Annotated in this window: 14 protein-coding genes and 1 pseudogene; 9 read left to right on the forward strand and 6 right to left on the reverse strand. The window is 52.6% G+C overall.

Features of this window, described 5'->3' with window-relative positions; all coding sequences use genetic code 11:
- Positions 1 to 3: 3 nt before the first annotated feature.
- A complete protein-coding gene (locus AC5S16_RS14065) occupies positions 4 to 1,944 on the forward strand; it encodes an asparagine synthetase B family protein (protein WP_493930711.1) in 1,941 nt (646 codons plus the stop codon).
- Positions 1,945 to 2,256: 312 nt separating this feature from the next.
- Here the strand turns inward: AC5S16_RS14065 and AC5S16_RS14070 are convergent, their stop codons facing one another.
- The 5 genes and pseudogenes from AC5S16_RS14070 to AC5S16_RS14090 all read right to left on the reverse strand — a co-directional run bounded on the left by AC5S16_RS14070 (position 2,257) and on the right by AC5S16_RS14090 (position 11,686).
- Entirely contained in the window at positions 2,257 to 4,527 is a 2,271-nt protein-coding gene (locus AC5S16_RS14070; protein WP_493930712.1) for a prolyl oligopeptidase family serine peptidase, read from the reverse strand.
- Between the two features lie 125 nt (positions 4,528 to 4,652).
- Positions 4,653 to 7,802 (reverse strand): TonB-dependent receptor, encoded by a 3,150-nt coding sequence (locus AC5S16_RS14075; RefSeq protein ID WP_493930713.1) that lies wholly within the window; start codon positions 7,800 to 7,802, stop codon positions 4,653 to 4,655.
- 69 nt (positions 7,803 to 7,871) lie between these two features.
- Positions 7,872 to 10,484: a hypothetical protein gene (locus AC5S16_RS14080; protein WP_493930948.1), complete on the reverse strand. Its 2,613-nt coding sequence runs from the start codon at positions 10,482 to 10,484 to the stop codon at positions 7,872 to 7,874.
- 150 nt (positions 10,485 to 10,634) lie between these two features.
- Positions 10,635 to 10,826 (reverse strand): annotated as a pseudogene (locus tag AC5S16_RS14085) (hypothetical protein); the annotation flags it as partial.
- Positions 10,827 to 10,966: 140 nt separating this feature from the next.
- Positions 10,967 to 11,686 carry a response regulator transcription factor gene (locus tag AC5S16_RS14090; RefSeq protein ID WP_493930714.1) on the reverse strand — a complete coding sequence of 240 codons (720 nt, stop codon included), beginning with the start codon at positions 11,684 to 11,686 and terminating at the stop codon, positions 10,967 to 10,969.
- 353 nt (positions 11,687 to 12,039) lie between these two features.
- On the opposite strand from AC5S16_RS14090, the gene AC5S16_RS14095 reads away from it, so the two are divergent.
- The 6 genes from AC5S16_RS14095 to AC5S16_RS14120 all read left to right on the forward strand — a co-directional run bounded on the left by AC5S16_RS14095 (position 12,040) and on the right by AC5S16_RS14120 (position 15,599).
- Entirely contained in the window at positions 12,040 to 12,756 is a 717-nt protein-coding gene (locus AC5S16_RS14095) for a sensor histidine kinase (RefSeq protein WP_493930715.1), read from the forward strand.
- A 182-nt stretch (positions 12,757 to 12,938) separates the two neighbouring features.
- Positions 12,939 to 13,160 (forward strand): hypothetical protein, encoded by a 222-nt coding sequence (locus AC5S16_RS14100; protein WP_493930716.1) that lies wholly within the window; start codon positions 12,939 to 12,941, stop codon positions 13,158 to 13,160.
- Between the two features lie 581 nt (positions 13,161 to 13,741).
- Complete coding sequence (locus AC5S16_RS14105; protein WP_493930717.1) at positions 13,742 to 13,990, forward strand: helix-turn-helix domain-containing protein; 249 nt, start codon at positions 13,742 to 13,744, stop codon at positions 13,988 to 13,990.
- Positions 13,991 to 14,136: 146 nt separating this feature from the next.
- Entirely contained in the window at positions 14,137 to 14,385 is a 249-nt protein-coding gene (locus AC5S16_RS14110) for a helix-turn-helix domain-containing protein (protein ID WP_493930718.1), read from the forward strand.
- 440 nt (positions 14,386 to 14,825) lie between these two features.
- Positions 14,826 to 14,996 carry a hypothetical protein gene (locus AC5S16_RS14115; protein WP_493930719.1) on the forward strand — a complete coding sequence of 57 codons (171 nt, stop codon included), beginning with the start codon at positions 14,826 to 14,828 and terminating at the stop codon, positions 14,994 to 14,996.
- Positions 14,997 to 15,008: 12 nt separating this feature from the next.
- Positions 15,009 to 15,599: a hypothetical protein gene (locus tag AC5S16_RS14120; RefSeq protein WP_493930720.1), complete on the forward strand. Its 591-nt coding sequence runs from the start codon at positions 15,009 to 15,011 to the stop codon at positions 15,597 to 15,599.
- A gap of 299 nt (positions 15,600 to 15,898) precedes the next feature.
- On the opposite strand, the gene AC5S16_RS14125 is transcribed toward AC5S16_RS14120, so the two are convergent.
- Positions 15,899 to 16,624: a hypothetical protein gene (locus tag AC5S16_RS14125; RefSeq protein ID WP_493930721.1), complete on the reverse strand. Its 726-nt coding sequence runs from the start codon at positions 16,622 to 16,624 to the stop codon at positions 15,899 to 15,901.
- A gap of 745 nt (positions 16,625 to 17,369) precedes the next feature.
- On the opposite strand from AC5S16_RS14125, the gene AC5S16_RS14130 reads away from it, so the two are divergent.
- Both AC5S16_RS14130 and AC5S16_RS14135 read left to right on the forward strand, forming a co-directional pair.
- A complete protein-coding gene (locus AC5S16_RS14130) occupies positions 17,370 to 17,621 on the forward strand; it encodes a type II toxin-antitoxin system VapB family antitoxin (protein WP_493930722.1) in 252 nt (83 codons plus the stop codon).
- Positions 17,621 to 18,025, forward strand: a complete 405-nt coding sequence (locus AC5S16_RS14135; RefSeq protein WP_493930723.1) for a type II toxin-antitoxin system VapC family toxin — start codon at positions 17,621 to 17,623, stop codon at positions 18,023 to 18,025. The genes AC5S16_RS14130 and AC5S16_RS14135 overlap by 1 nt, the downstream gene beginning before the upstream one ends.
- The last annotated feature ends 220 nt before the right edge of the window (positions 18,026 to 18,245 follow it).

Here is an 18,245-nt window from a genome sequence, read left to right on the forward strand (position 1 = left end):
TCTATGAATATCCTTTTCGGCATATGGCGTCCCGGCGGACCAGCGGTCCAGCGAGAAGAGCTGGAAGCGATGGCAGAGCATACCCGGCGGTTTGCTTCTGACGGAGAATGGTTCGAGATCACTTCCGAGATCGCGTTCGGGATTCAGGCGCAGTACACTCACGCACGTTCTAGGCTCGAGGCACAGCCGGTACGGGACGCCATAGGGAATGTACTTGTCTATGACGGTCGACTGGACAATTACCGTGACCTCGCCAGTGAGCTTGGCCTTTGTGACGAAGAAACATCCGACTCTGAGATCATTCTGCGCGCGTATGAGCGTTGGGGTGAAGGGTGCTTTGTGCGTCTAATCGGTGACTGGGCATTGGTGCTCTGGGATTCCCGAATACGCAAGCTCTACTTGGCGCGCGATCATGCAGGTACCAGACTACTCCACTACACTCACAACGCCCTCGGTACCGTAAAATGGGCGACCTATCTAGATTCATACATTGGAAACGATCTTTTTGAGCACCTAGACCCCGTCTACATGACCGCGTATCTCGCTATGCTGCCATGCTATGGGCGAACTCCATATCGACAGATAGAGGCTGTTCTCCCGGGCCACTTTGTGAAAGTGTCTTCCCTGGAAACGATAAGAACACAGTTTTGGTCACCCACAGTACAGCGGCAAAGGTCTTTCAGGTCTGCAGACGATCTTAAGGCGGAGTTTCTCCATCTGTTTGAACAATCGGTGGCACGACGTACCAGTGCAGGCGCACCCGTGCTAGCCCAGCTCAGCGGAGGGATGGATTCGACTTCCATCGTGTGTGTTGCCGACCGCCTGCGCAAATGCTCTAGTGATGTGAATGAACCACTTGACACTCTGTCGTTCTTTGATGACTCTGAACCGACCTGGAATGAACGGCCCTACTTCACTTTGGTCGAAGCAAAGCGAGGTCGCCAGGGGTTCCACCTGGATACGTCTCTGTACCCGACGTCCTTTGAAAGATTCCCCGATAACGCAGCTCAGTACCTATACCCGGGCATCGAACATAGTCACATCAGGCGCGACCGCGATATCTATTCTCTAATTGGGGCAGGAGGTTATCGGGCAATCCTTTCGGGAATAGGCGGAGATGAATTCACCGGCGGAATTCTCAATCCTTCTGCAGAAATTGCAGATCTGGTACTCGCGGGGAGATTCTTTGCTGGAGCAAAAGATGCCATTGCTTGGTGCCTCGCTCTTAGGTTATCGCTTGTTCAACTACTCAGCCAAACCGTGTCATTTGTGAGATGCCATTTGGACTCATCGCAAATCGAATCCTCTACAACATGTGTCCCTTGGCTGACGAAGATGGCAAGTCAGCATGTCAAGGCAGCCTTTAGTGAGCTTCCCTTAGCTCATTTCAAGCCCTTCAGTGTACGATCTGTCACGGCAGAACAGAGTCTGACGTGGTGGTTCGCCCTACGGAACCAGCCGCACTTGAAGCCGAGCGAAGTCTACCGCTATGAATATCGTTATCCGTACCTTGATCGAGATTTTCTCGAATTCCTTCTACAAGTCCCGACGGATCAACTAGCTCAGCCCGGTCGGCGGCGCGCATTGATGCGGCTTGCTTTACGGGGGATTGTCCCAGAGGAGATTCTGGAACGCCGCCGCAAGGCATATCTGCTCGCAAGTCGCCTCAGGAACATCAGTCAACTAGCACCGCAACTACTTATGAATCTAAGAACCTCACTCCTAGCGGAGTACGGATACATAGACAAAACGTGCATCGAAAGGGCGCTAACCGAAACAGTCCGAGGCAATACGACTCATTGGTGGGGATTACTCTTACGATTCGCATGGCTGGAGACGTGGCTGCGATATCGCGCAAATTTCAAGAGTAGAAGTGGAATTAATTCGGAATCCTGTTGGCGAGATGGTGGCCGCAGAGCAAGTTCCCGCGTTATAGCTTCCTGACACGATGTTGTTACGCGTGGAAAATCCAACACGAAGGAGCACTACAATGAAATACACCAAACCAGAAGTACTCAATGTGAAGAAGGCGTCATCCGTAATTATGGGTGGCAAGCAACCGATAGGGTCCGACAATTCGTCCAGCGAGTCTACAAACGCCGCCTATCGTAGCGACGAGTAACCCGCGTGACGTTTCTGTGGGCAGTTGTTGGATATGCCTTGAGGTCAATTAGCAGCACCAGCAACTGCCCACTAACGATATCTGAATATCCAAATTCTGTTGTTTGCGTCGTTTGTCGGAAGATTGATCGTTAACTACTGAGCCTCGGTTCCCTTCACGCTTCCTGATTGATTTGCTTTTCTCAGAGACCGCAATTGTTCCCAGCGCTTGTATTGATCGGCATCTCGGGGGTCTGTGCGCTCATATCCCTGCAACCAGAATAGGAACCAATCGACGTTCCGCTGCAAGCTCGCGATACGGGCCTCAGGATGATCGGGCTGATGACCCTCATTAGGATAGTAGTAGTATTCGACGGGCTTGTGAAGTTCACTCAATCCAACAAAGACCTCATTGTGCATCGCTAGATTGTCTGGCGGCGAGTCGGGGTCGTCGTACTTCTTTCCGTAGCCCATAATCTCCATCAGCAGCGGTGTATGAACCTTGTCCAGATTAAAGGAAATGGAATAGTCAAGCCAATTCTTCAGGCTCTTGCCGTACGGGGGGCCACCATACATAGCCGCCCATTGGCGGGCAGTTCGTTCGTTGTTCATATACCAATATTCACCTAGAGAATATTGGACGTTGTCATACGTTGATGCCACAGCAAACGGAATTGCTGAATGTACTAACATGTAGTCGACATACCAACCTCCACGGCTAAATCCGATCAGTCCTAACCTTGTTGGATCGATCATTTTTCGTTGGTCCAAATATTTCACTGCACTCTCAACGAGATCTTGCTGGAACGCGGCCTCAGATATCCCTCCAGGAAGACCCTTTGAATAGTAGTTTGTCTTCCAATCATCAATTCCTGGCCAATACCTCATAAGGTACATCACCCCTGCGTCTGCAAGAATGCCTCGTGTGAAGGCTGGAACATGGTTTACTCCTGAATCGCAAACAAATTCTCCCGAGTATAGAATTGAACCATTTTCGATGGCCAAAGGGTAGCGTCTATGGGGGTCGTAGTCAGGCGGTAGGAGCAAGAGACCCTCTGCCGTGTAGCCAGTCGCTGTAGTCCAACTGATCCTTTCTGTTTTGGGCAATGTAAAGTTTTCAATTTGGGGATTGAGTTTCACGATTACCCATGATTGCCCAGATTTCAAATCCCAAGCAACAAGCTCCGGTGCGGTTCGCGCATCTTGATATTCCATAACCGCGTGATCCCCATCGGATACGAAGGCACTATATGTCGCGCCTCCTGCTGGGACAATGCTCTTCGTGTCTGTTGGTATCCACCGGTCTAATGTTTTCCTAAACGTTGTCAACGTACCAGATGGATTCCTGACGATGACCTCTCCTGATCGTGTCCAGGCAACAGGTAGCTTTTCTGCGCGACTGAGTACTTCGCTCACCATTCCAGTACTGACTTCGACCGAAAATAGATGGGTCATATGTTCGGTTGGAGTGTTCTTTGCTAGGTCCAAACGTTCCCATTCACTCCCGACTGGTGCAAGCGCCACCTGCATGTAGGACCTACTGTCCTGCGCCCATAGTGCTTTGAAACTATATGGTGACTCCAGCGGCATAGAGGTTTGTCCGGTCTCAAGATCATACAAATAACTGACGTACACATTTGCGCCACCACGTTCCCACACATATTTCGCCAGATGACTCTCTTGCCATCCACCTTCTTTGCGAATGTCTAAGAACCTTTCCGTAGTGTCCAGCAGAAGCATACGGCCATTGGGGGAAAGATTGATGGATAGTGAGTGGTTGTCGAGTATGTTATCAATCGTCTTTCCGGATAACGGCGACACAACCTTGATGGGCGACGATACGACCCAATGATCGTTGTCGGCATGACGCAGGATATAAATTCGGCGTCTGGAACCTTCAGAATGACTGATAGACGAGCGGTCGAGGCGATAACCTCTCTTGCTATCACGCGACGCTTCAGACGGATGCTCTACGTGTGGCGCGATCCTTACACCTATCGCGATAGTCCGACCAGAGGAATCCATCGAATAATCCGTGATGTCGTTATCTGCCTGCCAAATAACCGCTTGAGTTTTGGCGATGCTGTCTATCTCAGTAAGAACGATCCTTTGCCCATGGCGTAACAGCGCAGCGAGATGTCTATTGTCTGGGAACCAGTGGATCGCTTCTATAGTGCGATTTGAGGCAACCAACACCGCAGGCTGCATCTTTGGTCCATGTTGAAGCCCTGTGACATATAGATCCTCGTTGTTCTCATTCGCAGAAACGTCAGGAACCTGCAGAACATATGCGATCTTGCGGCCATCCGGACTTATTGCCATACGAGAGCGATCGGTATCGCCCCCTTGGGCAACGTAGTGAAGCTCAGTACATGCCTGAGGTGTAAGCAGCTGCTTTGCTTGCGCGCGTGGGAGTACAACGCTCAAGCAAACTACACTCAAGAAACACAAGAAATCCAGTCGACTGAATAAGCGAGACGGCACAGTGTTATCTCCAAAACTTTACGTGCAGAAATGCAGACCGATGGCTGGCATTTCTATGAGAACCTCGTTCAGAAGGAGAGACGAAGCGAAAACTGCATGGAACGGGGGCCGCCTTGTTGGTATTGCGAGGCAACTGTACCCAAACTACGGTTGAGCATCTGAGTTGCCTGTCCAAAAGTTGCATCGGCGAGTGCGGGATCGACATAGCCGAAATTCGGGTGATTGAAAATATTGAAGGCTTCTGCGCGAAACTGTAGGTGAAGCCGTTCCACCAGCTGAATGTCTTTCCTTACTGCAAAATTCACCTGAGTTTCTCCAAACCCGCGTACAAAGTTTCTTGGCGCATTTCCGGGATTAGTACCGATAGGGAGAGAAAATGCGGCGCGATTCAGCGCACGCCCACCTGGATATCGACTGCCATAGAGATAGAGCGGATTGCTTGGTACCAGATCGACATTGGTCATGTATCGACTTCCGGTGGCTGGGTCTGTCAAGGTATTCCCCTGAAGAGTAATGGGATAGCCTGAGCGAGCAATTAGGCGCCCATCAATGGCCCAATCATGGAATAGCTGCGTAAACAGCGTCGACCGCTTAGAGTTAGGAAGCTGCCAGGTTAATCCGCCCTGAAAACTATTGCGAACGTCAAAATCAGAATTACCTCTTGTGAGAGGAAGTGCTGCGAAGTTTGATCCATAGTCGACGGAATGGGCCCATGTATAGGCAATGAGTGCGTTCAATCCTTTGCCGAGGCTGCGTTGGAACTTCGCCTGTAGTGCGTTGTAATCAGACGTGAGGCTTTGAAGGTAATAGACGGTCCCTAATGAACTATTGAGCGAAGCAAGGGACAGTTGTTGCTTGCCGGGCAGTCTCCTTCCTTCAGAACCCACATATGTGATAGTCGCCATATTCTCTACGCCTAGTTGCTGCTCAACACTTGTGTTCCATTCGAGTGTGTAGGGAAGCTGAAGCCGAGTTGGAAAGAGATAAATATTGGTGAAGGGTGGACTAAGTTTGACCGTCGCCGTCTGCTGTGCTTGCGTAAATGGCAGTGGGATGTAGGAGTATGTCGTCGAGGCACTATAACCAAACGCCGAGAAGGTCGGTATAGCCGCTTGGTTACTAGTGTCGAAGAAGACGCCTCCTCCAATACGAACCACAGTCGCCCAGTTGTTTGTATTGTGCGCTTGCCATGCCATTCCAAGGCGAGGTGCAAAACTGTACCATGCTGTGTGCCATAGTGGGGTACCTGCCGGGGCAAGTGTCAGAGACTTCGGATCGCCAAGAGTCCCAGCAAGTGTGTACGGTTGTGGATTGGTTCCGTTATGAGGTGGAGGAGCTAGTTCCCAGCGTAGGCCACCAGAGATAGACAAGCGTGAATTGATCCGCCAATCGTCCTGAAAGTAAAGAGCGAATTGGTTAATGATAGGGCGAACGGGAGTATAAGTGAGGTATGTAGCGCTGTCTGCTCGGTTGTCGCGTATGCTGTTGAAGCTCGTAAAGCTCGCCAATGTAATGATCGGCTGCGGTGTCTGCAAACTATTGATTCGTCTGAAATCCGCACCGAACTTCCAATGCTGGCTGCGGTGCTCCACATCAATGCTGTCGGTCAGATTCCACTGCCTCTGATTTACGCTTGCCACTGGAGTATTGAGCGAAGCCGTTCCAGCGCCTGTGATCGTTATCAGTAATTGCGCTCTCTGATCTTGCCCGGTCACCCCGGCAGAACTTCCCATGACGTTTGCCAAATCTACAGGTGTCGCACCACCGAACGAGTCAATCACACTTTTGCTTGCAGAATCGCTGTTGCTGTAGCCGAGACGAAACTGATCCGTTATAGATGCCGTCAGGGAGTATGTTGTCCCAAACGTGTACATCTGGGTATTCATCTTCCCAGATGTAACGATGGAGGATGATCTTGAGTCCGTAGAACTCGGCGTGTCAGCAAAGCGGAAGAACGCAGACAGGCCTGATGTAAATGTGTGGTCGAGTCTAACGCTTGTAGAATCGATGCTACCCGGAACAGAATAGCCCTGAAAAAATTGCGCCAAGTTCGGTGCCATTGCACTGCCGTAATCAATTCCATTTGTATTCGGTTTCGGAAAGGCATTCAGCAGAGGTTGAATAGCGGACGCGGCCTGCTGGCGCATATATATGTCTGGGACGTACAGGATAGATGCGGCCACTGGTTGCGTCATACGCAGCCCTTCATAGGAGCCAAAGAAGAATGTCTTGTTCTCTCCTGGATATAAAGGCCAGAGCCTTACAGGCCCTCCAAGGGTGCCACCAAAATCATTCATGTGAAGCTGTTGCTTAGGCTGCTTCAATTGATTGTTGAACCAGTCATTAGCGTCGAACCACCCGTTGCGGAGATAGTCGTAGGCGCTGCCATGGAAATTCGTTGTCCCCGATCGCGTAGCAAACGTTAGTTGGCCTCCCGGCGAACGCCCGTACTCAGCCGAGTACGAGGAACTTTCGACACGAAATTCTTGAAGGGCATCTACAGAGAGCAGACTCTGAGTTGTTCCAAGGGCGGAAGTCCCGGCCATGACGCCAGCAGCCCCATAGCCATTGGCTGTGCTAGGCCCGGCGCTGACATTGGCGGCTACACCGTCGACCATGTAGTAGTTTGCTTCTGTGCGCTGGCCATTGACACTAAAGTCTCCATTGCTGCCCGGGGTTGAGCTGTTCGTTTGTGGGCTCGCTGTTACTACTCCGGGAGTCATTGAGATGAGATCTTGGAAGCTCCGCCCATTCAAAGGAATATTGGCAACGGTCTGCCTATCGATGACTGTACTCACTGATCCATCGGTTGTGTTCATTGTTGGGCCGCTGGCGTCGACGGTTACAGTCTGGGCTTCTTTGCCGACTTTCATAACAACCGGCAACTGGCGATTGTCTCCGACATTGAGGACAACGTTGCTGATGGAGATCTCGGCAAAGCCGGCTTTCTGAACAAGCAAAGAATATTGTCCCGGCTGAAGAAACGCGAACCGGGCATCACCTGTCTCAGAGCTAACGAATTGCTGTTTTTGGCCAGTGGCGACATTACGGAGGATCACCGTCGCGTCCGGAATGACCGCGTGAGAGCTGTCCTCGACGCGCACAGACAGGCTTGCCGAACTGGTATCGGCATGAAGCGCACAACAGGTAGTCAGGAACGGGAAAAGAAGTGCGACCCAGAAGGCATGCTGCAAACGAAGCAAAGCAAAGACACGCATAGTAAGATACCTCGATCCGGTGAAAATCAGTCAGTGATTCAGACGGTGTTGAACGTCGGCCTCAGGGCCTCAGGGATTCGTCGCAAGGTGCTCGACCGTGGCGCTTACGACCCTCTCTCGGGTTTTGATCTGGGCCAGCAACTCCGCGAGTTCAGTCACCGAAGCTGCCGACGTGGAACCGGGCGGGGCGAGGGTCAATCCGGCCATGAGCAATCTTTCCATCTGCTTGCAATCGTGCCTCAGGTCTTGCGACTCTTCTGCGAGTTCGGCAGCATTGTCAAGGGGAAGGAGTGGTCCAGTCGGGGAGGAAGAGGGGGCAGGCAGGAAGAAGAGATCGCGGGACAAGACAACAAGGTGCTGGTCGAGCGAGCGAACATGATGATCAAGCAGTACGATCCAACGACGTTGATCACTACGTCGAAGTTTCTGCAGAACTCTAATGTTGAAGTCTTCCGCGGCGATCTGCTGAAGTAGCCAAGCGTCCCGGTGAAGTCTGGAGCTGTCACTTACAGCGGCGCTTGCGACGTCACGGATGTGCGACTCGAGATCATTGCCCGCAAGGCCCTGGGACACAAAAGCTTCACGCAATTCCGAATCCAATGGAATACGCGTATCCGCGACGGATATTGGCGCAGTGGATTCCACTCGAATTGACTGGGGGTTTGCGGCAGCCGTGAACGGTTCGTCGGACGAGTGTATTGCGACCTTTAATCGATCGCTTGCCCCCAGAGACATCAGTGCCTCTGAAACAGTGGTCTTCTGTTGGGGGGTGCCGACAACGCCGCTGACCTGCACTCGTCCATCCGGGAGCCGTTCAAGATCGAGTGCATCGGAAATGTCAGGCCCAAACCGTTCAAGAATTTCTAGTGCGGAAAGCGTGAGGAGAGCATTGTTGCCACGAAGGGTTGTGGATGGGCTTAGATCGGAACGAAGATCTCCCAGTTCAGCTGGCGGTTCGAAGTCGCTGTCATGCAGCTGATCCGCCGGCAGAACGTCGTATGTCAACTCCTGGAAGCGGTACTCTCTAGTGGTACCGCCATCACTAAGTACGAGATCCTGTCGGATTGGCCGCGTTGCAGCGAGATCGAAGACGAGGTCCGCACGAACGATCCCTCGTTCTGAATGATTCGCAGGCCTCTCGTAATGAATCACATATTCATTCGCGCGACGCGCAATGCTGGCCTCCGCCGCAAAGTTTGTCCAGACCGGCACAGCCTCGTCACCGGGTACCAGTTCCCATACCTCTTGTAGATTGGGTGTGCCTGTGCTGGGGGGCCGACGCCTGACTGAGGAACGATCCTTCGCGTAAGTAAGGACCTTGCCTTTCTCTGGGCGCCAACGGCCCGCCAGGAGAACACCCCTGGAGTTTGTCAATCGGATGGCTGAGCGACGCGGCTGAATACTGCTCCATTGCTCTATGGTTTCTGTGTCGAGAACCTTGCCCTTGGAAGATACGGTTTCAAGTGAGTAGGTGCTATGAATCGCTCCGCCATTCAAAATGGCTGCTCGGCGCTGCGACTCGAACTGGGCAATGAGTCCCCCTGCCGTTTTCACCGGATCATGGACCGCTGAGGTTGGTTTCTTGAGGAGATTTTGCAGGAAAAAGAAGAAAAATCCTGCCAATGCGATGCCGAGACCAACCGGCACCAGAAATCGCAGTTGGGACAGCAAGGAACGAACGCGCCGGATTCCAAGACTGAGTTGGCCGCCGGCTGCATTCCGTTCTGGCAGAGTTAAAGAACCATCCTCCAGCGACCTCTGTTCTTGCGGATCTGCGCCTTCTTCTGAGAGAAGCTCCGGAACGTACGGATCGTAATAGATGGCGCTTGCTACCGCCGCGCCGCGAGCGAGACTAAATTCCATTTCGACGGAACGACCGTCGCTCAGCTCTGCCATCGTGGCTGTGGGGGCAGAGAGATTCGGCACGGAGTTGTCGAGTTGGAGATAGAGAAGCCGGACACCTTGTTCGCTGAACACCTCAAGAAAAGAGGGTTTCCGTAACGGATTTAGTTTGATCTGCAGCTCATTATGAGTGAGGGACACGCGCTGGGCAGCACGGATCTCCCCGTCTACCGCAATCTGGAGCTTGCGAGGCTGGTGCTCGTAGGTGTTGCGCTCTTTGCGTTTCAGGGCAGCGTCTTCTGTGATGCCGCCACCTGAGGATGCCGGCGGCTGCCCTCCTGAGTCCCGGTCTATCGAATCGCCCGGGAAGCGCTCTGCGAGAGGCGGTAAGCCGAGAACGCGATTGAGTTTGTCCAGGCAGCGAGGACAACCTACGATGTGGGCGAGTTCCGGTATCTCCACGGAGACGGAAATGGGCTCATACCAGGATTCGATGGCTGCATTGGAAAGACATGCACCGACGTTGTTTTCGAAGAGGCGTCTGCGGAGTTCGAAAAACAGGGATTCCGGATTATCTGGCAACAGCGCAGGGGCAGGAGAGGGGGTAACATCGAAACCTAGAAAGCGGAGAGATTGTGGTTTTTTCAGATAGGCGCGAGCTTCGATACGCGCTACCCGCAGATGGTTCTCGACAGCTACGCGCGTGGTCGCCCTAAGAAGTTTTACGATTTCACTCGGGAAATAGGAGAGAAAGAATCGGAGGATGAGCACGCACGCGGCCCGGGAGGTTTCTTTGCGGCGTATTGCGTATTCGCTGATTCGTGCCAGATCGCTGCGCACGAAAATCAATTCACTTCGGTCGACGGCTGCGATGCCGTATTCTACCGAGTCATAATCAACGATGGAGAGTGCGGAAAGAGGGTCATGACCACTGCGTCTCGCTTTTGAAATCGCGAGGTTATGGAGCATGGTGTAAAGGTATCCACGCACACGGTCTTCATTAGAAGTATCAATTCTCGGTCGGGAGCGAACGAGCAGGAGATAGAGGTCATGGACGAGGTCGTTCGCATCTTCGGGGAACTGCTCACTGAACTGGAGAGACCACTTTACAAGCCAGTCATAGTGCTCGACAAAGACTTCCTCGGGGGTCTTGACTTTGGAAAATGGGGCCGGAAGGCGCAAGCTGCTGAATTCTCCTCTTGCTCACTACTACGCACAGAAGAGACCCGGCTGTAAAACAGAATGCGCGGCGATACGGTCATGCCACGACCAGAATTGCCGTCAATTTTGGCAAAAGAAAGGCATTCATTGACGGTATTCAGTTAGAGCAGCGAGAGCTCAAGGAGAGCCTGCTTTCGCAGCTTGAATCCTCTCCCGTGATAATTCTCAATCAGCCCGGACAGCCCGCACTCCTCGTCCAGTTTCTTGCGCAGTCGTTTAATCACGGAGTGGACGGCCTCCTCAGTTTGCAGTGAGGAGGGTCCCCATATTTGCTTGAGGATATCGGCTGGATTGAAGACGCGATTTGCATCGCTACTTAGCAAATCGAGGATGCTGGTCTCTTTCTTCGTGAGTTTGATGACGCGGGTATCAATCTCGATCGCATGCGCTTCGCGATCAAGAACCGCGCGGCCAATTGGAACTCTGCGTTCCGACGATGGCTTCCATCCTTCACGCCACTCTTCCCTGCGCAAATGAGCATTGATCCGACTTACCAGGCACTCCGGCTCGGTGCGTTTCTCGATGAAAGCGTCTGCACCAGCATCGAGAGCTCTCGGCTCGAATTGTGCAGGGTCGTGCTGACTCCAAACCAGAATCGGTGCAATGATCTTCATCGCGCGCAATTGTTTGATGAGCAGAATTCCGTGATCCGTTCCAATGCACAGATCGATCAGGTAGAGAGAATAGGCGCGATCACAGGCCCTCCTATAACCCTCCTCGAAGGTATGCACAGCTTCGACCTGGAGCTTGAAGCGTCCCAATAAAGCGCAAAGCCGCTCACACATAAACGTGTCGTCATCGACAAGAAGAATAGACTTCATAATCGCAATAGTTAGTTTCTGGGGGAGTCAACAAAGCAGCGGTATTTGACCTTAATTGTAGTCATGAAATGCCCATATTCAAATCAATAAACCTTCGCAAATTACCATTGTTCATCAGCATTTCAAAATACGAACTTAAGTGCTCTTTTGCGGTTACTGGTTGTAACCGCCCTCGTCTTCGGGCTTATTTTGTAAGTCAAACGTTTGTGTGCTCGCTTCCAGTCTCCTCAGCGTAATTCATTCGCAAGTAGTCATCTTGCCCTCGGACGGAGTAGCATTCCGATGGGCAAGCGAAACGAATCCGCGACCGCTGGCACTATATCGACAACCCCACAGTTCAGGATCAGCCTTGTATGGATAATTCTCCTCATCCTCCGTCTCAAATACATGACTGGCTTACTTATCTCGCCCATGATTTCAAGGTGCCGCTAGAACACATCCGCCAACATGGTCTCGTTCTGGAATCGCTGGCTGCCGATAAAGCTATCGATCACGGTCGCTTGCTTGAGATCGCCGACGGAATCCGTCGCGAGCTACGCGAAGTCGAGAGTTTGCGATCCGGCATTGTGGATCATCTCGATCTTGACAGTTCAGAGCCAGTTCTTGAGCCGACACAGGTGGATATTCTCGTCCTGCAAGTGGCAGACAGACTGGAGATGGACGCAGACCTGAAGAATATTGAACTCGATTATCAGACCCCTCCCATGCCCTGCTATGTGCAGGGGGATGCGAAACTCCTTTCCCGTGCGTTCCAGAATGTGATCCTGAATGCGATCGAAAATACCCCTCGTCTTGGATTCGTTGGCATCGAAGTCGGGCAGCAGCAGGACTACATTCGCATATCCGTTTCCGATACAGGCTCTGGTATCCCAGGCCATATTCTCGAAAAACTGCATGGAACACCTTCCCGTCGTGATCAGCCGGACGATGTGAGATCCAATGGCCGCGGTCTCGGATTGGCCTTTGTGCGCCGAGTCGTGGATCTGCATCGTGGCCGCGTCTGCGTCGAAGCTGGGGTCGATGGCGGCACATCTTTCGTTGTTGAATTGCCTGCATCTGAGAACTCGTAGTCTCTCGCGCCGATGACGCACGTCATATCGTTTATGCCCTAGGATGCAGCTGACAGGCACTTGTTTGTCGAAATCGTCACAATTCGTCACACTCTGATACATCGTATCATCTGATCGTATGTGCTCAAGTGATCTTGTGATCAAAAATAGAACTGATCCCTGGTTCTTTCTATGATCGAAGAGTGCGAGCCACCGGACCCAATGCAGGCAAGAAGAAACTCGATAAGAAAGAGCCCGCCAAGAAAAAGAAAGATACGACCTACCTGCGCCTCCGCATCGATACCGATCTATATCAGCGTTTGATCGACTACCGATTTGCGAATCGCTTTGAAAAGAAAGAAGATGCTGCACGCCACCTCCTCGCCTGGGCTCTCGACAATGAGCCACCACCGCCTGCTCTCTGACTGGCCCATGCCGCAGTGATCCTGCTGCGCCGAACCATGAGATCATGCGATCATCAGATCGCAAGATCAAAATTAGCATTGATCGGGCGTTCTTCTTATGATCTCGGGGTGCCTACCAAGAAAACGCCCCAGCAGCGGAAGACCACAAATCCAATCATGCACCTGCGATTGGAGAAAGACCTTCACGCCCGCATCAAAGAGTACCGGTTTGTTCATCGCTTCGAGTCGCCACAGGACGCTGTGAGATTCCTCATCGCCTGGGCTTTGGAGAAAAACCCAAAACCATCGGATGCTGATCGGTAAGACGGTTTACACGAATTAGTGGGAAGTCAACGATAGCCAACCCGCTTTCTCCCTCCTTCCGCGCGTTCTGCAAGGACGATAGTTATACAAGCCTCCTGATAAACTTCTGTCAGGTTTCGTGTCTGCGGACGCACGGGGATACCCGCTGACAACAAACAGAGAATCCCTCCTCACTCCTGGGCCCAAATTACGGCAATTCATTATAGCACTATAGTTCCACATGAGGTCGGCACAATAGTTCCTCCGGCTACCGATGCCAATCCCAAATGATCGGAGGCATGTCCGATCGCAGCGGGACCAAACCGCCAAACCTGAGGAAAGCATTCGGTCAGATCATCAGGACTCTGAGGGAGGAGCGAGGTCTGGACCGGGCGGACGTTTCGGCAGCTACTGGGCTGAGTGTGAGGGCGATCGGCGCGACGGAGCGCGCCGAAGCGAGTCCTACGCTCGATACGATGGAGATCTTCGCTGTCTTCTATGGCGTGCTGTTGGAAGAACTCCTTAAAAGGGCAAGAGGTCTCCTGTAAGCCACTAGAAAAACCGTCTCCTTTTCATGGTTTTACTCCGGTAAACATTCCTGGCAGAACAGCATAGCACTATAGTGCCTGCCCACTTCTGGCGTGTCCGCAAAGATGGCTCTGTGACCAGAATAAGGAAGCAAGAGTCGTTAACTTTGGAGCAGGCATTTGGGCTGGTTCTGGTCGCCTGGCGCGACAAGCGAGGCATGTCTCAGGTGGATCTGGCAGTTGCATCTGGCTATAGCCTTCGCTACATAGGAGATCTGGAAAGGGGAACGAAGAGCGCCACGTTGCGGACCATGCATGATCTTGCAACCCTGCTCGACGTGCAGCTTGGCAGACTGATATCAGAAGCCGAACGCCTGAGAAAAGAGCATATCGGCCGCAAGAAGCCGTCAGCCTAAGCCTACGCAATCTTCCAACGGAGCGACGATAGATCGGCTCCTGTATTCGGGTATCTTCTGCCAACCATCCGTGTGCGGACATTGACCTTTCAATACGCATGGCCGTAGGGCTCTTGGACGTCGAGTGAATGTTGCTTCTTTTTACGAGAACAAATCGAATCCAACGTGGCTCCCGGGAGAATGATTCGTGCGACGCCGATGACAGAACCAGCCGCTGGTATCGTGCTAAACGCGATGCGTTTACGGTCGCGTGGATCACGTTGACACGTAATACGGTATATTTGTCAACGAAATACATCGTATTAGGATGCATTCTGAAAATTCTAGGTTCCCTTCCGCGAACGCCTGGCACGATTACGGAAGGCTAAGAAGCAAGATAGCAATGTAAATTTTCCCTGTTGGGAAAATTTCTTTCTTTCGAGTAGAGTATTTGAGACCGTTTGCGCCGTGCCGCGAGTTCCGATGCGGACGGAGGAGAGATCAGCCTGTTGAGCGCGGCCCCCCAAAAAAGCGGTGCAATGGGAGCGATGGCTTGCATCCGCCAGGGCGACGGAGCAGGATATGGCCCATTCGGGCCGAATATCGAGGCCGATGGGAATCTCTATCCATGAGGTCCAGTAGGTATGCGGGACAAGGTATTGAAGAAGACTTCCATCGAACGACGAAAGAGCTCTCCGAAGCTCGAGACGCACCGGGACCTCAAACCTTCTCACTACATTATTGAGCCTCTAGCCTACGGTCCGGGATGGCGTGTCCGATTTATTGGTCAATATACGGATACCGGCGAGCACATCGAACTTGGCGGTGGGATTTATGGAGCGCACACGAAAAGAGAGGAGTTGGATGCCTATCGAACAGCGCGCAGAAGAGGAGAGGACTGGATTGGGGTCGCCTCGTTCATTCCTGACACGAAGAAATTCAAGGGCTTCCCAGCGCGAGTCGAGCAGACGGTGGATCAGGAACTCCGAACGATGGAGGGGGTTCACAGCGAGGAATATAGATTGGGAATGCTCGACGTAGTGAGATATATGATGGATGGTACTTGGACTCCTTATCGGTTTCCTCACGGGACTCCAGAACGAGATGCCTACCATGCCGGGAAAGAACATGCGCACCGCCGATGGATGGAGGTGCAATTGGGAAGCAACGTTCCGGTCACTCCCTCCGAGCCTTCGGTGAGCAAGAGTCGTTGGACTTATCCAAAATCCAGATAGCCAATGGCATTACTTGAGTCTTGGCAAGAGATCCAAGAGATATTGGACTACCATTGCTTTTTGATTCAGCGCTGAATCACCCTTGCTCAAACCACAAGTGGCTCTGGCGCGCGGCTCAAATGGAAACACGAGCAAGAAGAGGGATTCCCATCCGCGCGCATACGGACCAATCCTAGTTGTAAATCGGTCCGTGCGAAATGCAAATAGCGGCGATGCAACCCCACGCATCCCAGGGCCGGCCTACTCTTCGAACTGCTATCAGTCCATGGAAAAGAGCATCTCCAACGGGGCGAGTTCCTTTATGTTTCGTCTTCTTCCCCGTCGTCAAAATCGGATGTTGATGACTCGCCGGCAGAGAGCTTTTTGTACTCTCCTCGTGCGAAGGCCTCTCTCTCCAACTTGTCGGAACGAGCGCCATAATCGTCTGACACGTCCGCGGCGACGACGTAGTCCGTCAAGAACAGAATGCGCTTTTCGGGTATGCGCTGGCGAAGCAACTCATCTTTGTTGCTCTTGCAGAAGCGAACAAGCTCCGCTCCGGAGATCATCGTATATTTAAGCATTCCATGCTGTTCGATCACGCACCTCAGTTTCCCGGAGTCGATCCAGGAGCGGACGCGGCCGGGTTTGGTAGTGAGATACTTGGCGATCGCATGCAAGCCGAACCACTCGGAGCGCCGGGATACTTGACGTTGGTGATGCGCGATCACATGATAGATTGCCTTTGGAGTGACGCCGAAGTGTTTTGCTATTTCCGGTACCAGCCGGGTCTCACTCATCTCGAGAACCTTCTGCTGTTCCTCATCGGTCCAAAGGCGATAATGTGTGGGCCTTCGCACGCCGTACTTGGCAGCAAACCTCCAACACGCATCGCGCGGATAGCCGGTTAGCTGCTGTAACTGTTCAATGAGGTTCGAGGGATGGAGGCGGGGTTTTTGCCGGACGAGTTTTTCCGCTTCTTGAGGCCACTGATAACGCCGACGATGCGTCGGTTCCGAACTGCCTGGGAATTGATTCCTCTTCATAGCTCATGACTCCGGGGATCTACATTCGGGAATTTCTCCATTCTGCTTTGGAAAAATGAGATCTCCTCCCTGTTGCGGGTCGAGATGCTCGCGATACCCCAATAGACAGAGCAAGTTGTATTTAGGATTCGGGATGTTGTTCAAAATTGAGACGCATTTCCCGACATGGCGTGCAGGAGCGCGTCTTGTGGCTAGACAGATGCCTTAGAATTCGTCGTCTGGGCTCTTACCAGGTGAGAATCATTCGGTTTCCGTCGCCGGGTCTGAGAACAGTCGAGATCGAGCAAGGCTTGAAGATACCCCTCGCAAAACCGGCCCAAGCCGGCAGCCGGTGGAGACGACGCATGGCAAGCTTCACCATGATTTAGGTCGGCGGTCCTTCATATTAATGTGCCGTCGAATCGTGGCGTCTCTCGGGCGCTGCGAGTGCCCAGTCTCCTTAATCGCATCCGCAATTCCGTGAAGACGCCGTGGCCTGCGCTACTTCACAGGCCCCTTGGGCCCGCGGGAAGACCGGTGGAATCGGGCACTCTAGCACTTCTTGAACGTCGCCTTCGCAGACGGCCAGGAGCGGACGCGAAATTTTCTGGAGCCTTCACGAAGCAAGAACGATATCAATAAACTCGGCGAAAGGTCATAGTCCAATGCGGTAGATATCCTGTATCCGAAGGGCCTCCAGATTTGATCTGTACTGATTGATCAGCAGCGTTGCTAGCGGTAAAGTAGAGAGACAAGGTTGGGTGATATGTCTCTCGAACTCCATTCCGCCAAAGCAAGTGACCTCGCCTCTGAGCTGGCCGCCGCTACGGGCGAGGATTTGGATACTGCTGTTGTACGAGCCATCGAGGAACGTCTGATACGGGTGACGCGGCAGTCCGCGGCGATTGCAACAGACGAAGTGGATGCTTTATTTGAAAAGTTAGCCAGCATGCCGGTTCTCGATGACCGTTCTTCCGATGAGATTCTCGGCTACGGCCCGGACGGTCTGCCTCACTGATGGTCATTGATACATCGGCGATCGTCGCAGCCATAGCGAATGAGCACGATGGCCTCTTATACCGCAAAACGATGAAGCTTGCGCCGCTGCGCCTGATTTCAGCGGTGACTGTATTGGAGACTCGTATCGTCTTGTCGTCGCGTCTCGGACCAGACGCGATCGTGACATTTGACACCTTGATGGACCGGGCAGGATTCGTCGTCGAACCATTCGACGGGCAGCTCGCCAGCGACGCATACGAGGCTTATAGCAAATTTGGGAAAGGGCGAGGGCACCCTGCACAACTTAACATCATTGATTGCGCCGCCTATGCCCTCGCAAAAACACGGAACCTTCCGCTCCTTTTCAAAGGAAATGATTTTTCCAAGACGGATATCCGGGCGGCGATGATACTGGATAAATAATTTGTATTCTGTTACTTAGAAGCTTGGTGGGATCGCAAGCCGATCCTGTTTTTGGAACCTATCGTCGCGCCCGATTTTACCGCTGCTTCACTCGAAGTCGTTATCCTTCCTTCCTACATAGGGTTGCGGGGCTTCTTATGTCGCCTTTTGCGTCTCTCTTTCTATTGTCCTGCCGTCTGGCAGGTGTCATGCTGTGTGCGACCGTCATTTCTGTCTCCGA

Source organism: Acidobacterium sp. FHG110202_01, from assembly GCF_059115305.1.